Origin of the sequence: Enhygromyxa salina, from assembly GCF_000737335.2 — a bacterium.
GTDB lineage: Bacteria > Myxococcota_A > Polyangia > Nannocystales > Nannocystaceae > Plesiocystis > Plesiocystis salina_C.
The window spans coordinates 13094-33949 of the sequence record NZ_JMCC02000064.1; the positions used below are offsets into that span (position 1 = coordinate 13094).

The window sequence follows — 20856 nt, forward strand, 5'->3', positions numbered from 1 at the left end:
CGCAGCACCGCAGGGAGGTTGGCGTTGGGCTCGAGGGGCTCGTCGGTCGCCCATGTCCTCTGGCTGGCGCCATCAGCGCGGGCTCGGCCTGAGCTCGAGGGGCTTGGCGTGTCAATGAGGGCTTGCACCCAGTGATGCAGCTGGGTAAGCTCGCGCGATGTGCGCAGGGCGAACGGGCAACGGAAGAGGAGTTTGGATTGGCATGCTCGGCGCTGCCCTTGCCGTCGCTGGGTGTGCGCCGGACGATGGACCGCAAGGCGAGGATGAGGTTGGCGGGACCGGCGACTTGGGCGGTGAGCTGGGCCCGGGAGGGCCCGGTTGCGATGAAAACTGGGTTGCCCTCGATGGAGCGGCGCCGCCTGCTCCAGACGCCGAGCTCCCCGAGTTTCAGGCGTTGGTGGCAGGCGAGCCCACGGGGACCTTGGACGTGTCCGCGGTCCCGGCAGCGCCGCTGGTTGCCCCGCCGCCCACGTTGGCGACCCGCGAGCCGATGACGCTGGGTTGGGATGAGTTTGTCGAGGCGTACGCCGATCCGTGGCCTGGCGGGTGGCTGATCGACGGCGATCAATTCGTGACCTCGCAGCAGCTTCGGGACATCTACCAGGTGCTCACGAACGATCAAGAGTCGCCAGGTCCCAGGCTGTTGGCCTTCAGCGACGAGATCTTCGACGAAGTGTGGAGCGAGCCCCGCAAGCTCGAGTTGACTTGGTGTGTGGGCGTGGTCTTTCCGCAGCCGAACCTGCAGCCGAACAACGACGCCGCCGCGGAGAAGCACCAGGAACGCTACGAGCGGATCTTGCGGGGCATGGAACACGGCACGAAGGCCTGGGAGCGCGCCACCGGAGTCAACTTCGTGCACCTCGCGGAATTCGATGACCCCGCTGGGGGGATCGGCTCGGGCAGCTGTCAGCCTGGGCAGAACAACATCCACTTTCGCGTGCGCATGGGCATTTCGGACGAGTGCGCGGGCCCGTGCGCGGGGGTCACGAACGCGACGCCGATCACCGAGTTCGATCCCCAGTGGGCGGGCCCAGACAACCCCGGCGGGTTCGAGCGCGAGCTCTTGTTTGGGCCCCGGGCTCTGGATTCCGAGCAGGAGATGCAGATCACGGCCCGCCATGAGCTTGGGCACGTGCTCGGCTTCGCCCACGAGCACCTCGCCTTCGATCAAGACGTGTGCAACGAGTTCACGGTGTGGCGCTCGTTGACCCCGCCTGATCCAAAGTCCGTGATGGCCAACGACACGTGCCCCGGGGCGGCCAAGGATCAGCCGCGGCTCTCGGGCTTCGATCGGCTGGGCGCGTTCTATCAATACTCCCGGGCACGTCGGAACCCGTTGATGATGGGCGGGGCGAGCCTGGTCCACGACTACGCCTACGATGGCAGCGAGCGCCCGGGGATCGCCTGGTTCACGCCGCTGGACAATGCGATTCAACAATGGACGTCGACCGGATCGCCGGGTCAGGCGATTACATTTAGTGCGGTCGAGCGGTGCCTGGATGGGCAGCCGCCGCCGTGCGGCGGAGCTGTCGAGACCTCCGTCGGCCTGCGCCCGAGTCCGCTGTTTGTTTCGGGGACCTCCAACGATCTCGATTTGTTGTTGCTCGGCCCGGGTACCGGGTTACCGGACTTTCTCGTGACCAACGACGGCACGAGCTACTCGTCGGCGGCGTTTGGTGGGCCCGACTTCACGATTCCGGTCATCGGCGCGTTTGGTCACGAGATCGACGACCAGATCATCGTCTATCGGCCCGGGCCCGCCAGCGACAGCCTGCTCGACCCGCGGTCGGGGGCGGTGCACCCGGCCGACTACGCCGACTACGCGTTCCCGATCCCAGCCCGGTTCCGGGGGTTTGGCGGCGGGGGGAACGACGTGCTGTGGTACCAGCCGGACGCACAGACCATCGAGATCTGGGAGTGGGGCCAGATTCCAGAATTTAGCTTCGAGCGCCAAGGCCCCGTGCCGGGACAAAGCATCGAACTCGAGCCAGACGTCGAGTACATGCCGCTGATCGGCGACTTCAACGGTGACGATCGCACGGACCTGTTTTGGTACGCACCGGGGCTCCCCACCGACTGGCTGTGGCTGTCGGTCAGCCCTCAGTTCACCGTGATCTTCGACCGCTTCGAACGGCAGGTGATGAGCGAGTTTCGACCGCTGATCGGTGACTTCAACGGCGATGGGATCGACGACATCTTCTGGTATGCCGCACGCTCCGAGACACCCGATGCCCTCAGCGTCATTTGGCAGTTCGACGAAGGGGGCGGGCACACGCCGCGGGTCTTCTCGATCAACGGTGACTACGCGCCGGTCGTCGGTGACTTTGACGACGACGGATGCAGCGACATACTTTGGCATGACCCGGCGGATCCCGACCACGTCAGCCCGCTGTGGCGGTGCGTCGGCGGCGACGCCTTCGCCTGTGACCCCCCGGTGGAAGCACCGCCGGACGGATTCCCGATCGGAAGCGGACTCTACGGATGAATCGATTCCTCTCCATCATGACACTCGTAGCCGTGGGGTTGACCACGGCCTGCGCTGACGACGGCCCAGCTGCGGTGTGCGAACCCGCGTGTGCTCCCTACGGGCCGTGGCTGCCCGGGGTCGGCGAGTGTGTGGCTGGCAACTGCACCCCGACATTCATGGAGTGCTTCGAGAACACAGAGTTCTCGACATGCCAAGCCCAGTGCGAGGCCGTGGGCTCGACGTGTGCCGAGAACGGCTGCGCGGACGGTACATACATGATCCACTCGAACCTCGAGGACTGCACGAATCCCGAGATGATAATCGGCGGGGTGATCTCGCGCAGGTGCGACGAGGGCATCGACTGGCAGGTGAACACGGCCGCGCGGTGTTGTTGCGAGCAAGACCCCTGACGGCTTCTCTGGTCCTGAGCCACGTCAACCCGCAGTGGCGGTGCGTCGGCGGCGACGGCTTCGCCTGTGACACGCCGGTGGAAGCACCGCCGGACGGGTTCCCGATCGGAGGCGGACTCTACGGATGAAACGACGCCTCTCATTCATGTCGATCACGTGTTTCATGACACTCGCGGTCATGGGCTCGACCACGGCCTGCTCCGACGACGGCCAAGTCGCGGTGTGTGAGCCTGCTTGCGCTCCCTTTGGGCCGTGGCTGCCTGGGGTCGGCGAGTGCGAGGCCGGCAGCTGCACCCCGACATTCATGGAGTGCTTCGAGAACACAGAGTTCTCGACCTGCCAAGCCCAGTGCGAGGCCGTGGGCTCGACGTGTTCCGAGAACGCCTGCGCGGACGGGACCTACATGATCATCTCGAACCTCGAGGACTGCACGGATCCTGAGCAGATCGGCCCGGTGGTCTCGCGCAGCTGCGACGAGGCGATCGAATGGCAGGTGAACACGGCGGCGCGTTGTTGTTGCGAGCAAAACCCCTGATGGCCTGCTGGGTCCTGGGCCACGTCAGCCCGCAGTAGCGTGACCCCCTGCGTGAATGACTCGCCCGCCGCTCCGTGCCCAAGTGCGTTCCCAAGACACGTTGGAGGCGACGTGGAGTCGCACCGACTCAGGGCGAGCGAACGACTCAGCGCGCGACCGTGGGGCGCTGCGCTGGCAACACGACGGCGAGCGGATCGGAGCCAAGGCCCTCGCGCTCGGCCGCGGTCACGACCGGGACCTTGCGCCCGCGCAGCGTGGGCGTGCGCGCCAGCAGCACGGCCAGCGGCGCCATCACCTGCTCTTCGAGCACGCGCTTGAGCGGCCGCGCGCCCCGGGTTGGATGCCAGCCCCACTCCGCCAGCGTCGCGCGGGCCGAGTCGCTGACCGCCAGGCGAAGCTCACGACGCGCGAGCCCAGTGCGCTTGCCGAGGGTCTCGAGCTCGAGGTCGACGATCGCCCGAATGTCTTCCGGCGCGAGGTTGCGAAACGGGACCACGAAGTCGATGCGGTTGAAGAACTCGGGCCGAAAGTGGCGACGCACGGCCGCGTCGAAGCCCCGCCCGAGCTCGGCCTGCGTGCTGTCACCAAACCCGGCCGCGCCGCGCTCGGACACACCCAGGTTCGAGGTCATGATGATCAGCGTCATGCGAAAGTCGACCAAGCAGCCGCCCGCGTCGGTCATGCGGCCCTCGCCAAGCACGGCGAGCAGCAGATCGAACACCTCGGCGTGGGCCTTCTCGATCTCGTCGAGCAAGATCAGCGACAGCGGCTGCTGGCGGACCTTCTCGGCCAGGCTCTCGACCCCCGGGCCGACCGCGAGCAGGCGCTGGGCCGAGCCGGGGAGCATGAACTCCGACATGTCGAGCCGGATCATTCGCTCGGCCGCGCCGAACATGTAGCGCGCGAGCTGCTTGGCCAGCTCGGTCTTGCCGACGCCGGTGGGACCCACGAAGAACAGGCTGCCGACCGGGCGCTCTGGATCATCGAGCCCGGCCTTGAAGCGCGCGAGCACCCGGGCCGCCGTCGCGCATGAACGATCCTGGCCGATCACGCCAGCGCGCAGCCGCGCGGCGATGATCGCCGGGCCGGCCACGGAGTCTTCGCTGATCAGCTCGAGCGGGAGCCCGGTGTGGCGCGAGAACGCAGCCGATGCCTGCTGGGCGCGCATGACCGTGACTTCGCTGGTGGGTCCGAAGCTCGCAGGCGCGGCCGCGCTGTCGGGGCCTGCCGCGGCGTCGTTGTCAGGCTCGTCGAGGGCCGCTGGGGTGCGGGCGCGCTCGGCCAGGGCCGTGGTCTCGTCGTAGCCGTGCTCTTGGTTGAGCCAATCGAGGAACCGAAACCCCTTGCCGGGAAAGCAAGTGTCGCGACGGAACAGCTCGAGGTGCTGAACGACCCGGCGCAGGGCCTCTGGCTGCAGGGCGAGCTTGGGGTTGACCCGGGCTTGGTACGCGCGCAGCAGGCCCGGCATCGCGGCCGAGGGGGTCTCGACAATGTTGACGGTCTCGAACGCCGCGAGCAGGCGAGGGGCCCGGGTCTTGAGCTGCTGGTACTCGTGCGGGTGACACTCCGTGATGAGGCTGAGTTCGCCGGCCTCGATCGCGGGCAGGAAAAAGTCGGCGATCGAGCTGCGAGCGCTGCGGACGTCGAGCAGCGGCGGCAGCTGGCCGACGTACAGATAGTCGCCCTCGTGCGAGAGCTCGTGCACCATGTCGAGGCAGCGCTGCTCCCACTGCCCGAGGTACATCATGCCCGCGATGATCCGCTCGGCCGAGGTCGACCAGATCCGGGGATGGGTACGCGCGTCGCTGGGTCGGGACCCGCGGCGGTGTCGGGCGAACTCGCGGGCGAGCGCCTCGACCCAGGTGGTCTTGCCGACACCCGGCCCGCCAACCAGCAGGATCGAAGCCGGGGTCTCGCGCTCCCACAGGTGCGCCTGCGCCCGCGTGTCGGGGGGCTCGATCAGGCGAGAGCGCCGACGCCGAGCGTGCTGGACCAATTCATCGGCGACGGCGTGAAGGGTGGGGAACACCTCCCAGGTCTCGGGCTGGCTGGGTTTGCGCTTGCGACGACCCAGCACCGCGGGCGACCAGGCCTCGATCCGCTCGGTCCCGAGCGCCCTGAAGTCGAACAACGAGCGCGCCGCCTCGCCCAGCAGCGCGCTGCTGACCGCCTGGCCAAGCACCTGCGGGGCGATGTCGAGGTCCTCGAGGATGAACCACCAGTCGAAGCGCGGCAGCACGACCCGATAGCCGCCCTTGTCGAGCTTGGACCACGCGAACGCCAAGCGCAGCGGGATCGCCTGCTTGCCGATCACCCAGCGCTTCTGCACGACCGCGAGCGGGTGGACCTCGACGTGCACCGTGCGGGCGTTGAGGTCCTCGTCCCACAAGAAGGGATCGAGCGCGAGCTCGCGGGTGATCATGTCCGAGACGATCTGCTCGAGCCCCGCGTAGACCTCGGCCTCGCTGGCCCCGAACGCCGAGGGCAATTGCTGCGTCCAGCCCCGCGCGAGCAAGGTGCCGGTCAGCTTGCCGTCGTGGTGGGTCACGAAGTACACGCGCAGCGAGGATTTCAACGCGACCCCCTTCCGGTGGGCCGCTGGCATGCGGCGCTTCGGCTCATGAGGATCCCTCCGGGGGTGGCTTGGCCGCGCCAAGCCCAGCGTCGGTGATCCGGCGCTCCCGATCTTGGCTGATCGCCAGGCCGACCCGCATCAGCCACAGCAGGGTCAGCACCGGCTCGAGCTGCGCGCCCGTGTGGCTGGATACGTGGCTGAGCGGGTAGTCCTCGACCTCGATGTTGGCCGGGCGCCCGGCCCGGGGCTCCTCGAGCGTGAACCGGCGGATGATCGGGAGCATGGCGTCGGGGTTCTTGGGCAGCTCGGTGCCGGCCTCGAGCGCGTGGATGAACGCCTGGCGCTGGGCCAGGGTTCGGGTGATGAGCTGGGCTGGATCGTCGCGCGGCTCACCGTCGAGCACGCGGACCCGGACGATCTCGTGGCCACCCCCGAGCGTCTCGAGCACCTGGCAGCCCGACTCGCCCGCGAAGAACTCGCGGACGCTGGGGCCAACGAGCTGCAGCACGACCAGCTCGGGATCTTCGCTGCACAGTCGCGCGAAGCCCTGCTCGAATTGGCTGTCGAGCTGTCGCCCCGTCCACAGCCCGCTGCTGGCCGAAGCCAACACGTCGTCGCGGACGGCCTGATCGGGGGCCCGATCTGCGGTCAGATCAGAGGCGGGAGCCGCGAAGGGCAGCCCCGCGTAGGCCTCGAGCTCACCGCGGCCGCGGCTCGCGTAGGCGTGGGCCAGCTCGGCGAACAGCGAGGTCTCGCGGGTCGCGAAGCGCCCGCGCTGGCGTGGATCGCCGATCCGCGAGAGCTCGAGAAACACCACGTGTTGGCGCGGATCATTGGCGCGCTCGAGCGCCCGCTCGAGAAACCACACCTCGGCGATCGCCCGCAGCATGGCCTGGCGCTCACGCAGCGGCAGGCTGGGGCTGAACTGGCGACGATCGAAGCGGCGGACCATCGTCGCGTGGCCGACGTGGTCGCGGACTTGCTCGGCGGGGAAGCGATCGATCTCGAGCTGCTCGCCGAGCCCCTCGTGGGGACCCTCGGGCTCCTCGACCTGACCGCTGAGGCGCTGATCGTAGGCGGCGTGGAGCTCGAGGGCGTCGCGCAGCGCGTGGATCTCCGAGCGCAGGACCTCGAGGTTGTAGAGCGCGTCGGTTTGATGACCGCTGCGCTGGTGATCGCTGGCGGCGTCGCGGTTGAACGCGTCGAGCAGCGTGGCCAGGGTCTTGGACAGCTGCGCCAACCTTGGGCTGTGCTCGAGCCCGCGCAAGAACCCGAGCGCGATCGGGACCTGCTCGAGCAGCGCGGCGTTGGGTCGCTCGAGCAGCTCGCCGAGCCGGCTGTCCTCGGGGATCGGATCGGCCTCGCGCAGGGCTTCTTCGTGGACGCGCAGGGTCGCGCTGCTGCCGTCGCTGGCTGGCTCCTCGTAGATCCAGAGCAGGCGCATGCTGGCCGCGCGGGATCGGGTCAGTGTCTCGACCAACAGCGAGCCCAGGTTGTCTTCGAGCCAGCGCTTGAGCGAGCGGGCCCCGTCGCGCGCGTTGAAGCCCTCGCGGACGATCTTGTCCAGGACCGCGTCAGTCGTGCGCACGAACGAGCTGCGCTCGATCAATCCGCGGCGACCGAGCAGGTGGGCCAGCTCCTTGCGGGCGATCGCCAGCGCCGCGCGCTCGTCGAGGGGCCGGAACTCGACGACCCGATCGATCCGGTTGAACAGCTCCGGCGGGAAAAAGTCGCGGACAGCCTTGGCGATGTCGATGAGGATCGCGCGACGGTCAACGTCGCCAAAGCCCATCGACGAGCCACCGCCCGCGCCCAAGTTGGAGGTCATGATCACGACCGCGTGTCGAAAGTCCGCGACCTCGCCGCTGGCGTCGCTGAGCCGACCGTCGTCGAACAGCTGCAGCATCAGGTTGAGCACCGAAGGATCGGCCTTCTCGACCTCGTCGAGCAGGACCACGCAAAACGGCTGGGCCTGCACGCGGCTGGTCAGCACCCCCTGCGGCGCGTAGCGATCGCCGATCAAGCGGGAGGCCGCCCCGGGCACGTTGTACTCACTCATGTCGAGCCGCACGAGCCGGCTCTCGTCGCCAAACAGGTACGCGGCCAGGGCCTTGGCCATCTCGGTCTTGCCGGTTCCGGTTGGGCCCGTGAACAAGAACACCCCGTAGGGCCGCGCGGGGTCGCACAGCCCGGCCTTGATGCGGACGATCAGATCGCGGATCACGGCGACGGCCTGCGGCTGGCCCATGACCTGGGTGGCGAAGTCCTTGGCCACGTCGGCGGCCTCGAGCGGGAGCTCGGGGGCCAGCAACAGCGCTGGCATGCCCGTGCGCTCGGACAACAGCTCGATGAGCTCGGGCGTGCCGACCTTGGGCCGGACGGCGTCCTCGCCCCCCTGCTGATCCCCGCGCGGCTCTGTGGGCGCGTGCATGAGGATCTCGGCGAGGGCCAAACTTGCCGCCCGCTCGCGCGAGACCCTGTTTTGGGACCCCAGCGCACGCACGAGCTCGAGCGCCTTGCCTGGGTACGCGCTGCCCGAGTACAGCGAACCCGAGAGCTCGTAGATTGATCGAAACACCCGCGGATCAAACCCGCAGCCGAGCGAGAGCTCGAGCTCGCGGGCCTGGTGAACCAGCATCCGCATGGTGGTTGCGGCGTCGGTGGGCTCGATGTGGATCGTCGTGAACAGGTTGGCGAAGCCCGAGGCGTCGGCCTGCAGCTGTTGGTACTGCTCCGGCGTGCACTCGCCGATCAGCGTGAGCTCGCCGCGCGCGACCGGGCCGCGGAAGAACGCCGACAAGCTGCGATCACTCTGGCGTGACTCGCCGATCCGGCCCCACGCGTGGAGATCCTCGGCCCACAGCAACACCCGCTTGGCGTAGGTCTCTTCGAGCAGCTCGATGCAGCGCTTCTCCCACTGCCCGAGGTAGCTCATCCCGGCGATGATCCGGCGGCCGCCGATCTGCCACACGTGGTGAACCCGATCGAGGTTTTGGTGCGAGCCGTAGCCGTCCGCCTCGAGCAGATCGATGATCGCACGCTGCAGCAGCGTGGACTTGCCGACGCCCGGCGGGCCGATCAGCAGAACGGGTGTCTTGCGGGAGCCACACAGGAGCTGGCGCAGCTGCTCGCGGTAGGGGGCCCGCACCATGCCCGGCGAGAGCTCGTCGTCGACGGCCTTGCGGGTGAGATCGAAGCCGAGCTCGCCCAACAAGGTGGTCCCGGGACGTCGCTGGCGAGCGCCGATCTGGGCCATCTCTGGGCCCTTGCGGGGGGGCAGCTGCGTCAGCAGTGACTTCGGCTCGGCCCGAAACGCGACGATCTTCAGGAGCTCGTGGCCCTGGCGACGAAGCTGCTCGAGCTGCTCGGAGCCGAGCCCCGCCGCGCTCCAGCGCCGCTGAAACACGGTGTTGGCCAGGTCCTGCAGGGTGTGGCGCTCGTTGAGCGGAAACCACTCGTGCGGACGCATCGGGTGGTAGGCGATCTCGATCGCCGTGTTCGGTCCGAGCGGTCGCGGCTCGACGATCACCGGGACCCGGCCCGTGAAGCGCACCCGACCGTCGTCGCTGCGGATCGTCAGGTCGAGCTGCACGTGGTGGAGCCGACGGCCACGGACCAGCTGCAGCGAGGGCAGCTCGGCCGGCAGCGCCCGGCGGACACGCTCACGGCACTCCGAGAGAAATTGATCGCGGAGCTTGCTCGATGCCCGGCCCGAGACGCACACCTCGCGGGCGCCAAAGCCCAGCGACCACCACTGGGTGAAGTTGCCCAGGCTGCGCTGGAACACGGTCACGGAGAAGTCGAGCACGGGCATCAGGCGGCCTCGTCGTCCCCAAGCGCGGCTTGCCGAACCAGGGCAGTGAACATCACCGCTTCGATCCGGAGCCAAAACTCGGCGGGCGTGATCGTCATGCGGTCGGCGGTGATGCTGCCGCTGAGTTGGCCGTGATCGTCGAAGTGCGCGCGCTTGGGCGTGGCGTCGAGCTGCTTGCGACCGAGGGGCTTGGTGACCACCAAGTTTTCCTTGTTCCACTCGTCGGCCTGCAGCGCCGCCTGGCGCGAGACCAAGCGAGCCTGCATGTGGGCGGGGCGTTGATCTTTGTCGCGTCGGCGCTCGTGCTGGCAGCTGTGATCGTAGCGAAACAGGCCGAGCTGGCTCTCCATGATCGCGCCCGCGTGACGGCCTTGCAGACACACCAACAGGTCGCGAAACCGGCGCGGCTTGGCCGGGGCGCGCCCGGTCTCGAATTCTGCGAGGAGCCGACGGCGTAGCCACGCTGGCGTTCGCGGCGGCCCCCATCCGCGGTTCTCGGGCCACGGCTGTTGACCGCTGTCGGGCGGCTGCTTGTCACCGTAGACATGAAAGCAAGCCGTCCAACCGCGGTCTTCGAGGCAGTCGAGCAGCGGCAGCAAGTAGATCGAGAACGCGCCGCGGGGGTCTTGTTCCTGCAGGTGCACCGTGATCGCGTGGCGTTCGTTCTCGAGCAGCAGCGCGTCGACGATCGCCAGCTGCAGCGCTTGGTGGGCGTCCTCGGCGGTCTGTTGATAGAGATCCGCTGGCTCGCCTTCGTAGAGCGCGGCGATCGTGAGCTCCTCGGCCGACTCGATCGACTCGCGCAGATCATCGAGGCGCGCGAGCGTGCCGACGACTCGGCCGTGCTCGGCGCGGAGGCGGCCCAGCTCTGCGGAGTGCTCGTGGGCCGGGCGGGTGTCCTTGCGCTTGTGGGCGCCGTAGCCGAGCTCGGCCACGAGCACGCGGACCCGATCTCGCAGGTCGCGAAGCGGCGGGCGCTCGAGCGCTGCGCTGGCGCTGCGACGCAAGGCCGAGACCCGCGAGAGCGCGTCTAGGGTTCGCCGCGCGGTGCGGCCGGTCGGGACCGCGACCTCGAGCGCGAGCTTGGCCTGAACCTCGGCAACGAGCACGCGCTCGCCCTTGCGCTTGCCTGGCGCCGGCTCGCTTGGCTCGAGCGCGGCAGCCTCGCGGACCCGGACCATGCCGCCCTCGCAGCGCGCACCAAGCTTGGCGAGCGTGCGAGCGAGCGGCGCGACCAAGCGATCTTCGAGCTCGCGCCGAAGCGCCCGCGCCCCGTAGGTGTTGGAGTAGCCCTCTGTCGCGAGGCGTTCGACGGTCGCGTCGGCGACATCGAGCGTGATCCCACGCTCGGCGATCCCGTCGCGCTCGCGGACCCGGGCCAGCGAGACGCCCGCGACCTGGTGAATCTGGGCGCGATCGAGCGGATGGAAGGGGATCACGCGATCGATGCGGTTGACGAACTCGGGGCGAAAGTGGGTGTCGACTTGGTCGAGGTAGTAGCGCTCGGCGGCGCTCTGGTCGGCGGCCGCGGAGGTCTCGTCGGCAGCGCCGAAGCCGGTGCTTGGTCGCCGGTGCGCGGCGCCGAGGTTGGAGGTCATGATGATAATTGCGTTGTGAAACCACGTCGTGCGGCCGCGCGCGTCGGACAGCCGACCCTCGCCGCAGACTTGCAGCAAGAGGTCGAACACGGCCGGGTGCGCCTTCTCGATCTCGTCCAACAAGAGCACACAAAACGGCTGCTGACGGACCTTGCGGGTCAGCACGCCGTCGTCGCGATCGCTACCGCGGATCAATCGCTCGGCGGCCAGCGGATCCATGTACTCGCTCATGTCGAACCGAGCCATGCGCTCGGGCGAGCGGAACAAGAAGCGCGCGAGGGTCTTGGCGACCTCGGTCTTGCCGACCCCCGTTGGGCCCACGAACAAGAAGGTGGCGAGGGGCTTGGCGGCCGGCTGCAGCCCAGCCTTGACCGTGCACAGGGTCTCGGCCACCCGTCCGATCGCCTCGTGCTGGCCGATCACGCGGGCGCTGAAGAACTCGAGAATGCGCTGGTACTCGAGGCTTCGATCCTCGCGCAGCAAGAACATGGGGATCCCCGAGTGGATCGAGAACCCGCGGTAGACCTCGTCTGGACCGATCGCGCGTGGCTCACCCGCGTCGTCGCGCTCGCCTTCTTGTGCCGCGCGCAGCGACGCGTAGAAGCGCACCGCCTTGCCGGGGAACGCCTGGTATGAAAAATACCGCTCCGCGAGATCGACCAGTGCCGTCGCGGCGTCGCGCTGCGGCGGCAGGGACAGGGTCGGGCGATCCGGGTCGACGCGGCGATCGTGCTTGGCCCGCGCTTCGAGGATCGTCCGGGTTCGCTCGGCGTCGAGCGCCGCGATCGGGATCCGGTTGAGGTAGGCGAAAAAACCGACGTGGCGCTTTTCGTGGTGCTCGAGCAGCTCTGGCGTGATCTCGCCGAGTACACGCACGCGCCCGCGCTCGAGCCACGGGCGCATGCTGGCCGCGACGTCGCCAAGCTCCCCGCTCGTGCGCGCGAACAAGTCGGCGAGGTTGTCGAAGTACAGCACCGCGTCCAACGCTTCTGCCGCGGCCATCACGTCGTTGACGCGCTGCTCGAGCTGACCAAAGCCCGACTGACCGGCGACCAGCTGTGCCCCCGAGGTTGCAAGGATGTCGGGCAGCCGGCCAGGCGACCCCGCAGCCTGCAGCCAGGCGTGGACCATGCCCTGGACGACCGCCGTCTTGCCGCTGAGCTCGGGGCCGACGAGCATCAGGGCCAGCCGCTCTGGGCCCCGCAGCAGCGCGTCGAGGCTGGCGACCTCGCGCTCGCGGTGCAGCACGGGCGGCTGTCGAGCGCGGCGCAGCTCTTCGACCATGTCGGTGCCAACGCGGCCAAGCAGCTTGCGGGCATCCGACTCGCTTCGCTCGCGCGCGCGGCGACGTCGAGCGGCCGCGCGGGCCTTGGCGCCGGCTCGTTCTTCGCGCTCGACTTCGATCGTGAGGCGCTCGAGCTCGAAGGGATCCGCGCCGCGCAGGAGGCCCAAGAATGCGTGACCATCGAGCTCGCGGGCGGCCACGACCCGCTCGATCTCGGCGCGAATTTTTGGGGCGCGGACCAGCGGGTCCGCGCCACCACCTGCGATCCAGACCGCGTGGCGCAGGTTGAGCACGACCGCCCAGGCGTCGGCGCCATCGGGCACGATCAGGCAGGGGAAGGGGAGCGGCGTGGACAGCGACACCCGATCGGGCAGGTCGTCGCGCTGCAGCGGGACATCGACGATCTGCAGCTCGCCCTCGGCGTGGGGATCGTAGCCGGCGAGGGCGTCACCGGGGACTCGCACCAGGTGTTCGCGCAAGAACAACTCTTGTTGCTCCAGCACCTCTTCACGGGTGCTCGCGTGCGCGACCTTGTCGGGCTCCGCGAATGGCCAGGCCAGGAAGTCACCGCTCGGCAGCTCCTCGACGACCAGCAGCACGACGAGTTGAAGAGGCTTGGACATCGTCAGCGGACAGCCGAGTGTAACAGGCGCCTGGGCAAGCGCCTGTGGCGTGTACGCCCATCGGTGGTCCGCGGCCTACTTGATCGAGATCTCTTTGGTGATGACGGCACCCCCGCGCTGGACGGTCACAGACAAATGATTGGCCCGGCGAAGCTTCTGGTACATGGCCAGCGCGTCGTCGATGGTGCCGAGCTTGCTGCCATTGATCTCGCTGACGACGTCGCCGTTCTCGAGCCCGATCATGGTCGCCAGGCTGCCCTTGCGCACTCCCGAGACCCTGAAGCCATGCGTCTCGCCGTCTTGGGTGACCGGATACATTCGCGCCTGGGTCATCAGCTGCTGAGGGTTCTTCATCAGCTGGTCGACGAACTTGCGGTCGACTGTGCACGAGTTCTCGTTTGCGCAGTCGATGGCTTGCTCGGCGCCGTCGAGCGCGACCGATGAGCGCCCGTTCGGTTTGGCGGTGGGGGCGGGGGCCGCGGGCTTGATTGGGGCTGGCGGTGGCGGCTCGTCACCCAGCGAGATGAACTCGCGACGCCCCTGGTTGAGCAAGACCACCCGCCCGCGCTCGACGGCGAGGATCGTGACGCCTGGGCGAACCTGATCGTTGGCCGTGTATGGGCCCAAGCTGTTGCTGTCGAGGTCGCGGATCGTTGCCATCGACCAGGTCGGATCGTCGGACTCCATGGTTGCGAGCAGCTGCAATCGCAGCGGGCTGGCCGCCTCACCAGTGAACTGCGCGTCGGCGGCCGCGAGCAAGGGTTGCTCTTCGATGGGCACACAGGTCGGGCAGAACATGTTGTGATCGACGATTGTCTCGGCGCTGGTTTGCTTGAGCGTGCCCTTGTCGGCCATCGCCGCGAGCGCCTTGTCATTGATGCTGGCGCGTTGCTTGGCGGCCAGGCTCTCCGGGCTCTCGTCGTCGTCCTCGTCGCTCTCCTCGTCCTCGTCGCTCTGCTCGTCCTCACTCGCTGCTTGGCCGACATCCGAGACATCGAGGAGCAACTTGGATGCAATGTGGGTCGAGAGTGCGCTGCCCGCGAAACAGACGACCAAGCCAATGGCGAACAGCTTGATGAGTCCAAAGTGCCGCGAGAGGACATGCATACGCCCTTGGAATATGCAGCATGCGTGCCAGCAGAAACTTGGGGAGACACGAGGTCACAGACCCAGCTGGAGGGCATTTGGACCGTGGTCTCCCTCGAAATCGGTGACAAAGTGGCAAGCCCGACTCGGCGCCCGCGAAGTGTTTTCAGCTCGCCTGAGCATGGTGGCAGGCGCGATACCGAGACGACCATGCACATGTGCCTGTAAATAGGATGCACAAACGCCGGATCACATGAAAGCTGGGTGGCCCGGATCTGGGCCACGCCCGCACCAGACGGCGAGCCGCACTCGACGCTCTCAAAGGCCCCTGCGCTGCGGAGGCGCAGCCCTAGGCGCTCGCCTCTTGGCCTTGTAATAGATCAAAATCACTCAGCCTTTTCAATCTGGCGCTCGGTGTGCGGCACGAGAGCCGCACACCCCAAGTTCGTTCCGGGTTAGGTGCGGAGCTGAGGCCCAAGGGCGAGGAGCGGCGACGACGCTGTACACTGCCATTGGGCCTCAGTGCCGTGCAAACCCCGGATCCAAATTTAGGGTGTGCGGCACTAGTTTGGCGGCGGGGTCGACTCCAGACGCTTCGCGGGCATCTGGGTCCGAAGGACCTCGTCGACCCAGGGACGCAGGTAGTTGCGAACGGCGCGCAGTCCACGGGACAGGCGGCTGCGCACGGTGTTGTATTGGATGTCGAGCTCCCGCGAGATCTCGCGGTTCGTCGCCCCGCACATGTGGAGCTCGACGACGCTCCGGTAGTGGTGATCGAGGTCGGCGACCGCGTCGTTCAGGCGGTGCAGGTACTCGACCCGCGCGAGGCGATCGTTTGGCGGTGTCTGCAGCCCCGGCGGCTCGCTGCTTGGGGCTTGTTCTGTCTCGATCCGGCGCCCCAGCTGGCGGTGGCGCTCGGCCATGACCCGTCGTGCGACCGAGAACACGTAGTGGCGGAACGTGGACTCGCTCCGGAACCGGTCGATCCGTCCAATCGTCTCGAGCAGCGTAATTTGCGTCAGTTCCTCTGCATCGTCCCTCGGCAAGCGCTTGCGGTAGTACGACCTGAGCGCGCTCAGGTAGCGACTGGCCAATAGGTTTCCGGCGGCTGTGCTGCCAGCTCGCATCGCCTCGATGATCTCGTCGTCGGTCACCTCGAAACGCTATCAGCGGCATAGGACCATATTTGGCCCGGCGCTGCCGACGCGGGATTGATCGCCGACGTGAGCCCCAAACGCAACCATGCTGATCTTCACGGATGTTCCACGCACATTGGGGGACCCCGTTGAGGATCCCGTGTGGACCGCGACGTCACCCGGCCGCGCTGACGGCCTGTTCTAGCGACCTCAGTCGCCGCCCCGTTCGAGCTTGCGGGCCAGGGTGTTGCGTCCGATTCCAAGGCGGCGCGCGGCTTCGCTCTGGTTGCCGTCGCAGGCGTCGAGCACCGCGTCGATGTGGGCCCGCTCGAGGGTGGCGAGCGAGACCTCGGGATCACCGAGCCGCGGCCCGCCACCGAGCGGCGTTACCGGGCCGACACGGCGGGGGCGGAGGGCCAGCGGGAGATCCTCGGCGTCAATGGTGCCGCCGTCACACAGCACCACGGCGGACTCGATACAGTTCTCGAGTTCGCGGATGTTGCCGGGGAAATCATGGGCGAGCAGCCGGTCCAGCGCCGCGGGCGTGACCTGGCGGATCGCTCGATCGTGACGCCTGGCGTAGCGATCGACGAAGTGCTCGACGAGACGCAGCAGGTCCTGACGCCCACGCTCGCGCAGCGGTGGCAGCCGGATCGGAACCACTCGGACTCGGTAGTAGAGATCCTCGCGGAAGTCACCGCGATCGATCATCGCAAGCAAGTCACGGTGGGTCGCGCAGATGACTCGGATGTCCGCGTGAATGGTCTGGGTGCCACCGACGCGCTCGAACTCGTGATCTTGCAGGACCCGTAGCAGCTTGGCTTGCAAGGCCAGCGGCAGCTCGCCGATCTCGTCGATGAACAAGGTGCCGCCACCGGCGGCCTCGACCTTGCCGCGGGTGCTTCGATCGGCCCCAGTGAAGGCCCCGCGTTCGTGACCGAACAGCTCGTTCTCGATCAGCGCCTCGGGCAAGGTCGTGCAGTCGAGCTTGACGAAGGGCTGGCCACGCCGCGGCGAGTTCACGTGCACCGCCCGAGCGATCAGCTCTTTGCCGGTGCCGCTCTCGCCGTTGATCAGGACCGTCGCGTCAGTCCCGGCTGCTTTGCGGACGACCGCGTAGACGGCCTGCATCGCCTCGGATTCCCCGACGATCTGGTTGAAGGTGTAGCTTGGGCCGACGCGAGCTTGCTCGGCAGGGTCGAGGGACACGGGCCCGCGCGCCCGCAGCTCGGCGTAGAGGCTGGTGGCCTCGAGCACCTGCCCAGCCTGGTTGGCGAGGACGATCGCGTTTTGCTCGTCGTCAGCGTCGAACAGGCCGCGCGCGGCGTTGAGCAGCTGCAGCACGCCAATGACCTCACCGCGGCTGTCCCAGATCGGCATCGCCAACATCGAGCGGGTGTTGAACCCGGTCTGTCGATCGAAGGTGGCGTCGAAGCGCGGATCGTCTGCGGGGTTCGAGACGCTCAGGACCTTGCCCTCGGACGCGACGGTCCCGGCGATGCCTTGCCCGAAGTCGAGGCGGATTCGCTCGAGCTCGGGCAGATGGGCGACGACCGAGCTGAGCGAGCGGGTCCGACCGTCGACCAAGTACAAGGTCCCGCGCTCAGCTGCGAGGCGATCGACGATCGTGTCGACGACCGCGACGAGCAGCGCGTCGAGCTCGACCCCTCGGGTCAGGAACGGGGCGGCCGCGAGCGCGACGGTGTCACGCTCGAGCGCCGGGGCCCGCTGGTCCTTGCGGTTCACCAGCCCTAGGTTGGCCCACGCGCGTGGGCGAGGAAAGCTGCCGCTGTCGCGCGGCGTGGTCGGTGTCTGGGTCATCGCCGAATTCGGGGCTCCGGGCGGTGGCTACTGGGCACATGCGGCGATCGACACGGTCGGGCGCGCGGCCGCGACGTGGGCACGTCCTGGGCTCTCACCAAGCTCGATGACCATGCCCTCGCGTGCAACGCTGGTCGCGCGAAGCCGTCGTCGTGCCCGTGCAGCGAGGGCGTCCATGAACCCGTCATCGTGGCTGGGGTCGTGGTGAAACAGGCACAAGTTGCGAACCCCAGCCGCCTCCGCGACCGCAGCCCCGCCCTCGAAGGTGCCGTGGCCCCAGCCTTTGCGGCTGGGGCCAGCGATGCCAGCGTACTCCTCTGGCGTGTACATCGCGTCGTAGATCAGGACGTCGGCCTCGCGGGCAAGCTCGACGAGCGCGGGCGGGGGCACCTGCGGATCGTGCTCGAGATCGGTCGCGTAGACGATCGCGTGACCCTCGTGCTCGACCCGCCACGCCACGCAGCCATTGGGGTGATCGACAGCGGCGTGGCGGAGCTTGGCTTCGCCAACCCGCACGACCTGGCCCGGGTTGAGCTCGTGGAAGCACAGCTCGCTGCCCATGATCTCCAGTCCAACGGGGAATGTTGGCGGACGCATTTGCTCGCTGAGCACGTTGCGAACGAAGGGCGCGTCGTCGCCGGTGCGCACGTGCCAGACGTCGAGGCGGTTGCCAGGCACGTAGGCCGGCCCGAAGAACGGAAAGCCTTGAATGTGGTCCCAATGCAGGTGACTAAAAAATAGGTTCGCGTGGACTTGCCCCGCTCCGCTCGCGCGGTTGAGGTCGTTGCCGAGCCCGCGGATGCCGGTGCCAGCGTCGAAGATCAGCTGCTGGCCGGCGACCTCGACGGCGACGCAGGGGGTGTTGCCGCCGTAGCGACGGGTGGCCTCACCGGCGGTGGCGATCGAGCCTCGGACTCCATAAAAACTGATTCGCATGGTTGCTCTCCTTGGTCGCGCTTCGTTGCGCTCGCGGTGGAGGACTGCAATCACCGTTCGAACCACGAACGCGAGCAATTCCAGCGGCTTAGGTGTCGGCGGCGCGGGCGGTGCTCCACGCTGGTGCAGCACCTGATCGATCTTGGATCGACTCACGCGCCGCGCAGCGCGAAGTAGACGTCACGCTCAAAGCCGCAGCGTGGGCAGCGAACTCGGGCCACGCGGAGGCGTTTTCCAGCGATCAGCTCGGCGCCGTGGGTCTCGCAGCGAACGGAACCTTGGCAGACCGGGCACGGCCAGCGCTCGGCGTGACGGTCGATCACCGCGGGCGAGGCGACCACGATCGCGCGGCTGGGGTCCCCACCGGGGAGCTGGTCGGCCGCTGGCAGCTCGGGGTGGGTGGGGCGCTTCACGACGAACAGCCAGACCAGCAGCATCGCCGCCGCGAGCCCAACCAAGATCGTCACGCCCGAACCCTCATGAAGCGCCAGACCAGCACGGACGCGGGCTCATGTATCGCTCGCTTCGACATCTGCGATGTGCCCCGCGATCAGCTCTGCGACCTCGCGCGGCGCAAGCACGGGGCCCATGTGGCCGACGTCTGCGAGCTCGACGTGGCGGCAGCGGGGCATGACCTGCGCGAACACATCGCAGCAACGTTGGCCCGCGCGCGTCGAGGTGGCGCCCGAGATCACCAGCGTCGAGAGCTGGCCGAGCGCGTCGACGTAGCGGGTGTGGGGAACATCATCGAGCGCGGTCTCGCGGACTTCTTCGAACATCTTGCGGCTCGATCGCATCCACGCGCGTCGCTCGTCTTCGTCGAGCTCGGCGAAGCTCCCGGGGCCGCTCCAGTAGTCGATGAAGCGCTCGACCCACGCCTCGCTGCCACCGAAGGCGTCATCGAGGAAGCGGCCGTCTGCGTCGTAGTCACCGAGCTCGGCCAGGCCAAGCGTGTCGCCGGTCGAGCGCAGGAGCCCAAAGCAGGTGGGCTCGTACAGCGAGAGCGAGCGCAGCAGCTGCGGCCGACGCAAGCCAGCCCGCAGGCCCACGCGGCCGCCGTAAGAGTGGGCGACCAGGTGAACGGGGCGCTCGCACAGATCGAGCAGCGCGTCGACGACGTCAACATCGTACTCGGTTCGAAACGGCCCTGGCCGCGGCCAGTCTTCGGACTCGCCGTAGCCGATGAGGTCGACGCACAACACGTCGTGCCCGCGTCGGCTCAGCAGCTTGGCGAGGCGCCGCCACTGGAGGCCGGACAGGCCCGTGCTCGGCAGGCACGCGACCGGCGACAGCTCCGCTGGGGTCGCCGCCGGGAACCGGTGATAGGCGATGCGCAGTCCGTGGACGGTGATCGATGGCATGCGAGGCTGCTCAGTGGCGCGAGCGTCGGCGTGGTCGCCCGATAGCGGACACGCCGAGCATACCGAGCATGCCGAGCATGCCAAGCGCACCGGCTCCCGCACCGGATCCCGTTGTAGGCTGGGCCGAGCACGCGCAGCCGTCTGCGGTTGCGAACGCGTCGTCCTGAAACCCGCTGGAGACCCCGCTCTCGCCGTCGTCGTCGTCGCTGGGTGCTTCGGGCACGCACGCGTCGTCGATACAGATCAGGCCGGGATCGCACCCACCGCCCATCGTGCACACACAGCCCAGGCTGCCAACGTTGCAGTCGGTGTCGGAGTCTGGACCCGTGTCCCCCTCACCCCACGAGTCTGTGTCGCCGTCGCCATCTCCGGAGTCGCCATCTCCGTCGCCGTCGCCGTCGCCGTCGCCGGAGTCGCCATCGCCGTCACCGAGATCTTCGACGCACGCGCCTTGGGCCTGGGTGATGAGGGTGTCTTCGCCGTAGTAGAAGCGGAGCACCTGCTGGTAGTCGTAGCCCTCGTTGTTCTCGAGGCAGCGAGCGCCCCACTGCGACATGCAGCCGCGATTTTGGCCGAACCCCGCTTCGTTCGGCTCAAACACCCAGCCCAGCGCGGTCTGTTCTACGTCCGCGCTCGACTGGCCCTCGTTGTAGGTGACCCAGTGCTCGGTCCCCACGTTTGGGTTGCCGACGCAGGCCGGAGGCGGCGTGTTTGGGTCGCCGGCAACATAAAAAGCGTAGGTCAGCACGCCGTTGTAGTTGATGTACTGACCGCTGGTCTCGGCGACGGCTTGGTACGCCTTGGCCGAAGGCTCGGCCCCGCAGGTGTAGACCTGGCAGCCCTGGCTGTCGCACACGCTGCCTTGGTTGGCGATGTAGTAGTAGGCGACCGATCGCGCGGCGATCGCCTGAGCCTTGAGGGCCTCGAGGTTGGCGCCGCCGTTCTCACACGTGATCACGTGCGGGAGGTAGTCGGTCTCCATGTCCTTGACGCCCTTGCCTTCGACGAGAATCTCGCAGTAGGCCTCGGGCAGCGGCGCCGGGATCCAGGCGTCGGGCGCCGGCGTGACATCGCCTCGGAACGGGTCGTGCTCGTCATCGTTGGCGACGCACGACAGGGTGATTGCGGCCGCGCACACAGCCGCTGCGAGTGAAACGAGGACGATGCGGCGACCCATCACGCCAAAATGGTCGCATGAAACTATGTCGG

At 68.0% G+C, this 20856-nt stretch carries 13 protein-coding genes; 3 read left to right on the top strand and 10 right to left on the bottom strand.

Translation table 11 applies throughout. The features are described from left to right. Nucleotides 1-202 precede the first annotated feature (202 nt). From DB30_RS23480 to DB30_RS23490, 3 genes are all read left to right on the top strand, one after another. On the top strand, nucleotides 203-2485 hold the full coding sequence (locus tag DB30_RS23480) for a hypothetical protein (protein ID WP_052552768.1): 2283 nt from the start codon (nucleotides 203-205) through the stop codon (nucleotides 2483-2485). Between the two features lie 17 nt (nucleotides 2486-2502). Further along, nucleotides 2503-2877 carry a hypothetical protein gene (locus tag DB30_RS23485; protein WP_146660279.1) on the top strand — a complete coding sequence of 125 codons (375 nt, stop codon included), beginning with the start codon at nucleotides 2503-2505 and terminating at the stop codon, nucleotides 2875-2877. A 124-nt stretch (nucleotides 2878-3001) separates the two neighbouring features. Next, the gene (locus DB30_RS23490) at nucleotides 3002-3412 is read left to right on the top strand and encodes a hypothetical protein (RefSeq protein WP_146660282.1); all 411 of its coding nucleotides are present in this window, start codon (nucleotides 3002-3004) and stop codon (nucleotides 3410-3412) included. 145 nt (nucleotides 3413-3557) lie between these two features. Here the strand turns inward: DB30_RS23490 and DB30_RS23495 are convergent, their stop codons facing one another. The 10 genes from DB30_RS23495 to DB30_RS23540 form a co-directional block, all read right to left on the bottom strand. Continuing rightward, nucleotides 3558-5987, bottom strand: coding sequence for an AAA family ATPase (locus tag DB30_RS23495; RefSeq protein ID WP_240480309.1), 2430 nt, complete (start codon nucleotides 5985-5987; stop codon nucleotides 3558-3560). Nucleotides 5988-6030: 43 nt separating this feature from the next. Next, entirely contained in the window at nucleotides 6031-9801 is a 3771-nt protein-coding gene (locus tag DB30_RS23500; RefSeq protein WP_052552772.1) for an AAA family ATPase, read from the bottom strand. Then, nucleotides 9801-13307: an AAA family ATPase gene (locus tag DB30_RS23505; RefSeq protein ID WP_052552773.1), complete on the bottom strand. Its 3507-nt coding sequence runs from the start codon at nucleotides 13305-13307 to the stop codon at nucleotides 9801-9803. Before DB30_RS23505 ends, DB30_RS23500 begins: the two co-directional genes overlap by 1 nt. A gap of 75 nt (nucleotides 13308-13382) precedes the next feature. Further along, entirely contained in the window at nucleotides 13383-14414 is a 1032-nt protein-coding gene (gene gspC / locus DB30_RS23510; protein ID WP_052552774.1) for a type II secretion system protein GspC, read from the bottom strand. A gap of 542 nt (nucleotides 14415-14956) precedes the next feature. Then, nucleotides 14957-15547: an RNA polymerase sigma factor gene (locus tag DB30_RS23515; protein WP_052552776.1), complete on the bottom strand. Its 591-nt coding sequence runs from the start codon at nucleotides 15545-15547 to the stop codon at nucleotides 14957-14959. A 192-nt stretch (nucleotides 15548-15739) separates the two neighbouring features. Further along, nucleotides 15740-17350 (bottom strand): sigma-54-dependent Fis family transcriptional regulator, encoded by a 1611-nt coding sequence (locus DB30_RS23520; protein ID WP_052552777.1) that lies wholly within the window; start codon nucleotides 17348-17350, stop codon nucleotides 15740-15742. 27 nt (nucleotides 17351-17377) lie between these two features. Next, on the bottom strand, nucleotides 17378-18286 hold the full coding sequence (locus tag DB30_RS23525) for an MBL fold metallo-hydrolase (protein ID WP_052552780.1): 909 nt from the start codon (nucleotides 18284-18286) through the stop codon (nucleotides 17378-17380). A 152-nt stretch (nucleotides 18287-18438) separates the two neighbouring features. Continuing rightward, nucleotides 18439-18753, bottom strand: a complete 315-nt coding sequence (locus tag DB30_RS23530; RefSeq protein WP_052552782.1) for a hypothetical protein — start codon at nucleotides 18751-18753, stop codon at nucleotides 18439-18441. A gap of 42 nt (nucleotides 18754-18795) precedes the next feature. Further along, on the bottom strand, nucleotides 18796-19647 hold the full coding sequence (locus tag DB30_RS23535; protein WP_052552784.1) for an alpha/beta fold hydrolase: 852 nt from the start codon (nucleotides 19645-19647) through the stop codon (nucleotides 18796-18798). A gap of 10 nt (nucleotides 19648-19657) precedes the next feature. After that, the gene (locus DB30_RS23540) at nucleotides 19658-20824 is read right to left on the bottom strand and encodes a SpoIID/LytB domain-containing protein (protein ID WP_146660284.1); all 1167 of its coding nucleotides are present in this window, start codon (nucleotides 20822-20824) and stop codon (nucleotides 19658-19660) included. Nucleotides 20825-20856 lie beyond the last annotated feature (32 nt).

What these genes read in the sequence shown, in the direction of transcription:
- DB30_RS23505 (WP_052552773.1), bottom strand. Translation starts at nt 13,307, where the DNA reads ATGTCCAAGCCTCTTCAACTCGTCGTGCTGCTGGTCGTCGAGGAGCTG.
- DB30_RS23490 (WP_146660282.1), top strand. Translation starts at nt 3,002, where the DNA reads ATGAAACGACGCCTCTCATTCATGTCGATCACGTGTTTCATGACACTC.
- DB30_RS23540 (WP_146660284.1), bottom strand. Translation starts at nt 20,824, where the DNA reads ATGGGTCGCCGCATCGTCCTCGTTTCACTCGCAGCGGCTGTGTGCGCG.
- DB30_RS23500 (WP_052552772.1), bottom strand. Translation starts at nt 9,801, where the DNA reads ATGCCCGTGCTCGACTTCTCCGTGACCGTGTTCCAGCGCAGCCTGGGC.
- DB30_RS23525 (WP_052552780.1), bottom strand. Translation starts at nt 18,286, where the DNA reads ATGCGAATCAGTTTTTATGGAGTCCGAGGCTCGATCGCCACCGCCGGT.
- DB30_RS23520 (WP_052552777.1), bottom strand. Translation starts at nt 17,350, where the DNA reads ATGACCCAGACACCGACCACGCCGCGCGACAGCGGCAGCTTTCCTCGC.
- DB30_RS23535 (WP_052552784.1), bottom strand. Translation starts at nt 19,647, where the DNA reads ATGCCATCGATCACCGTCCACGGACTGCGCATCGCCTATCACCGGTTC.
- gspC (WP_052552774.1), bottom strand. Translation starts at nt 14,414, where the DNA reads ATGCATGTCCTCTCGCGGCACTTTGGACTCATCAAGCTGTTCGCCATT.
- DB30_RS23480 (WP_052552768.1), top strand. Translation starts at nt 203, where the DNA reads ATGCTCGGCGCTGCCCTTGCCGTCGCTGGGTGTGCGCCGGACGATGGA.
- DB30_RS23485 (WP_146660279.1), top strand. Translation starts at nt 2,503, where the DNA reads ATGACACTCGTAGCCGTGGGGTTGACCACGGCCTGCGCTGACGACGGC.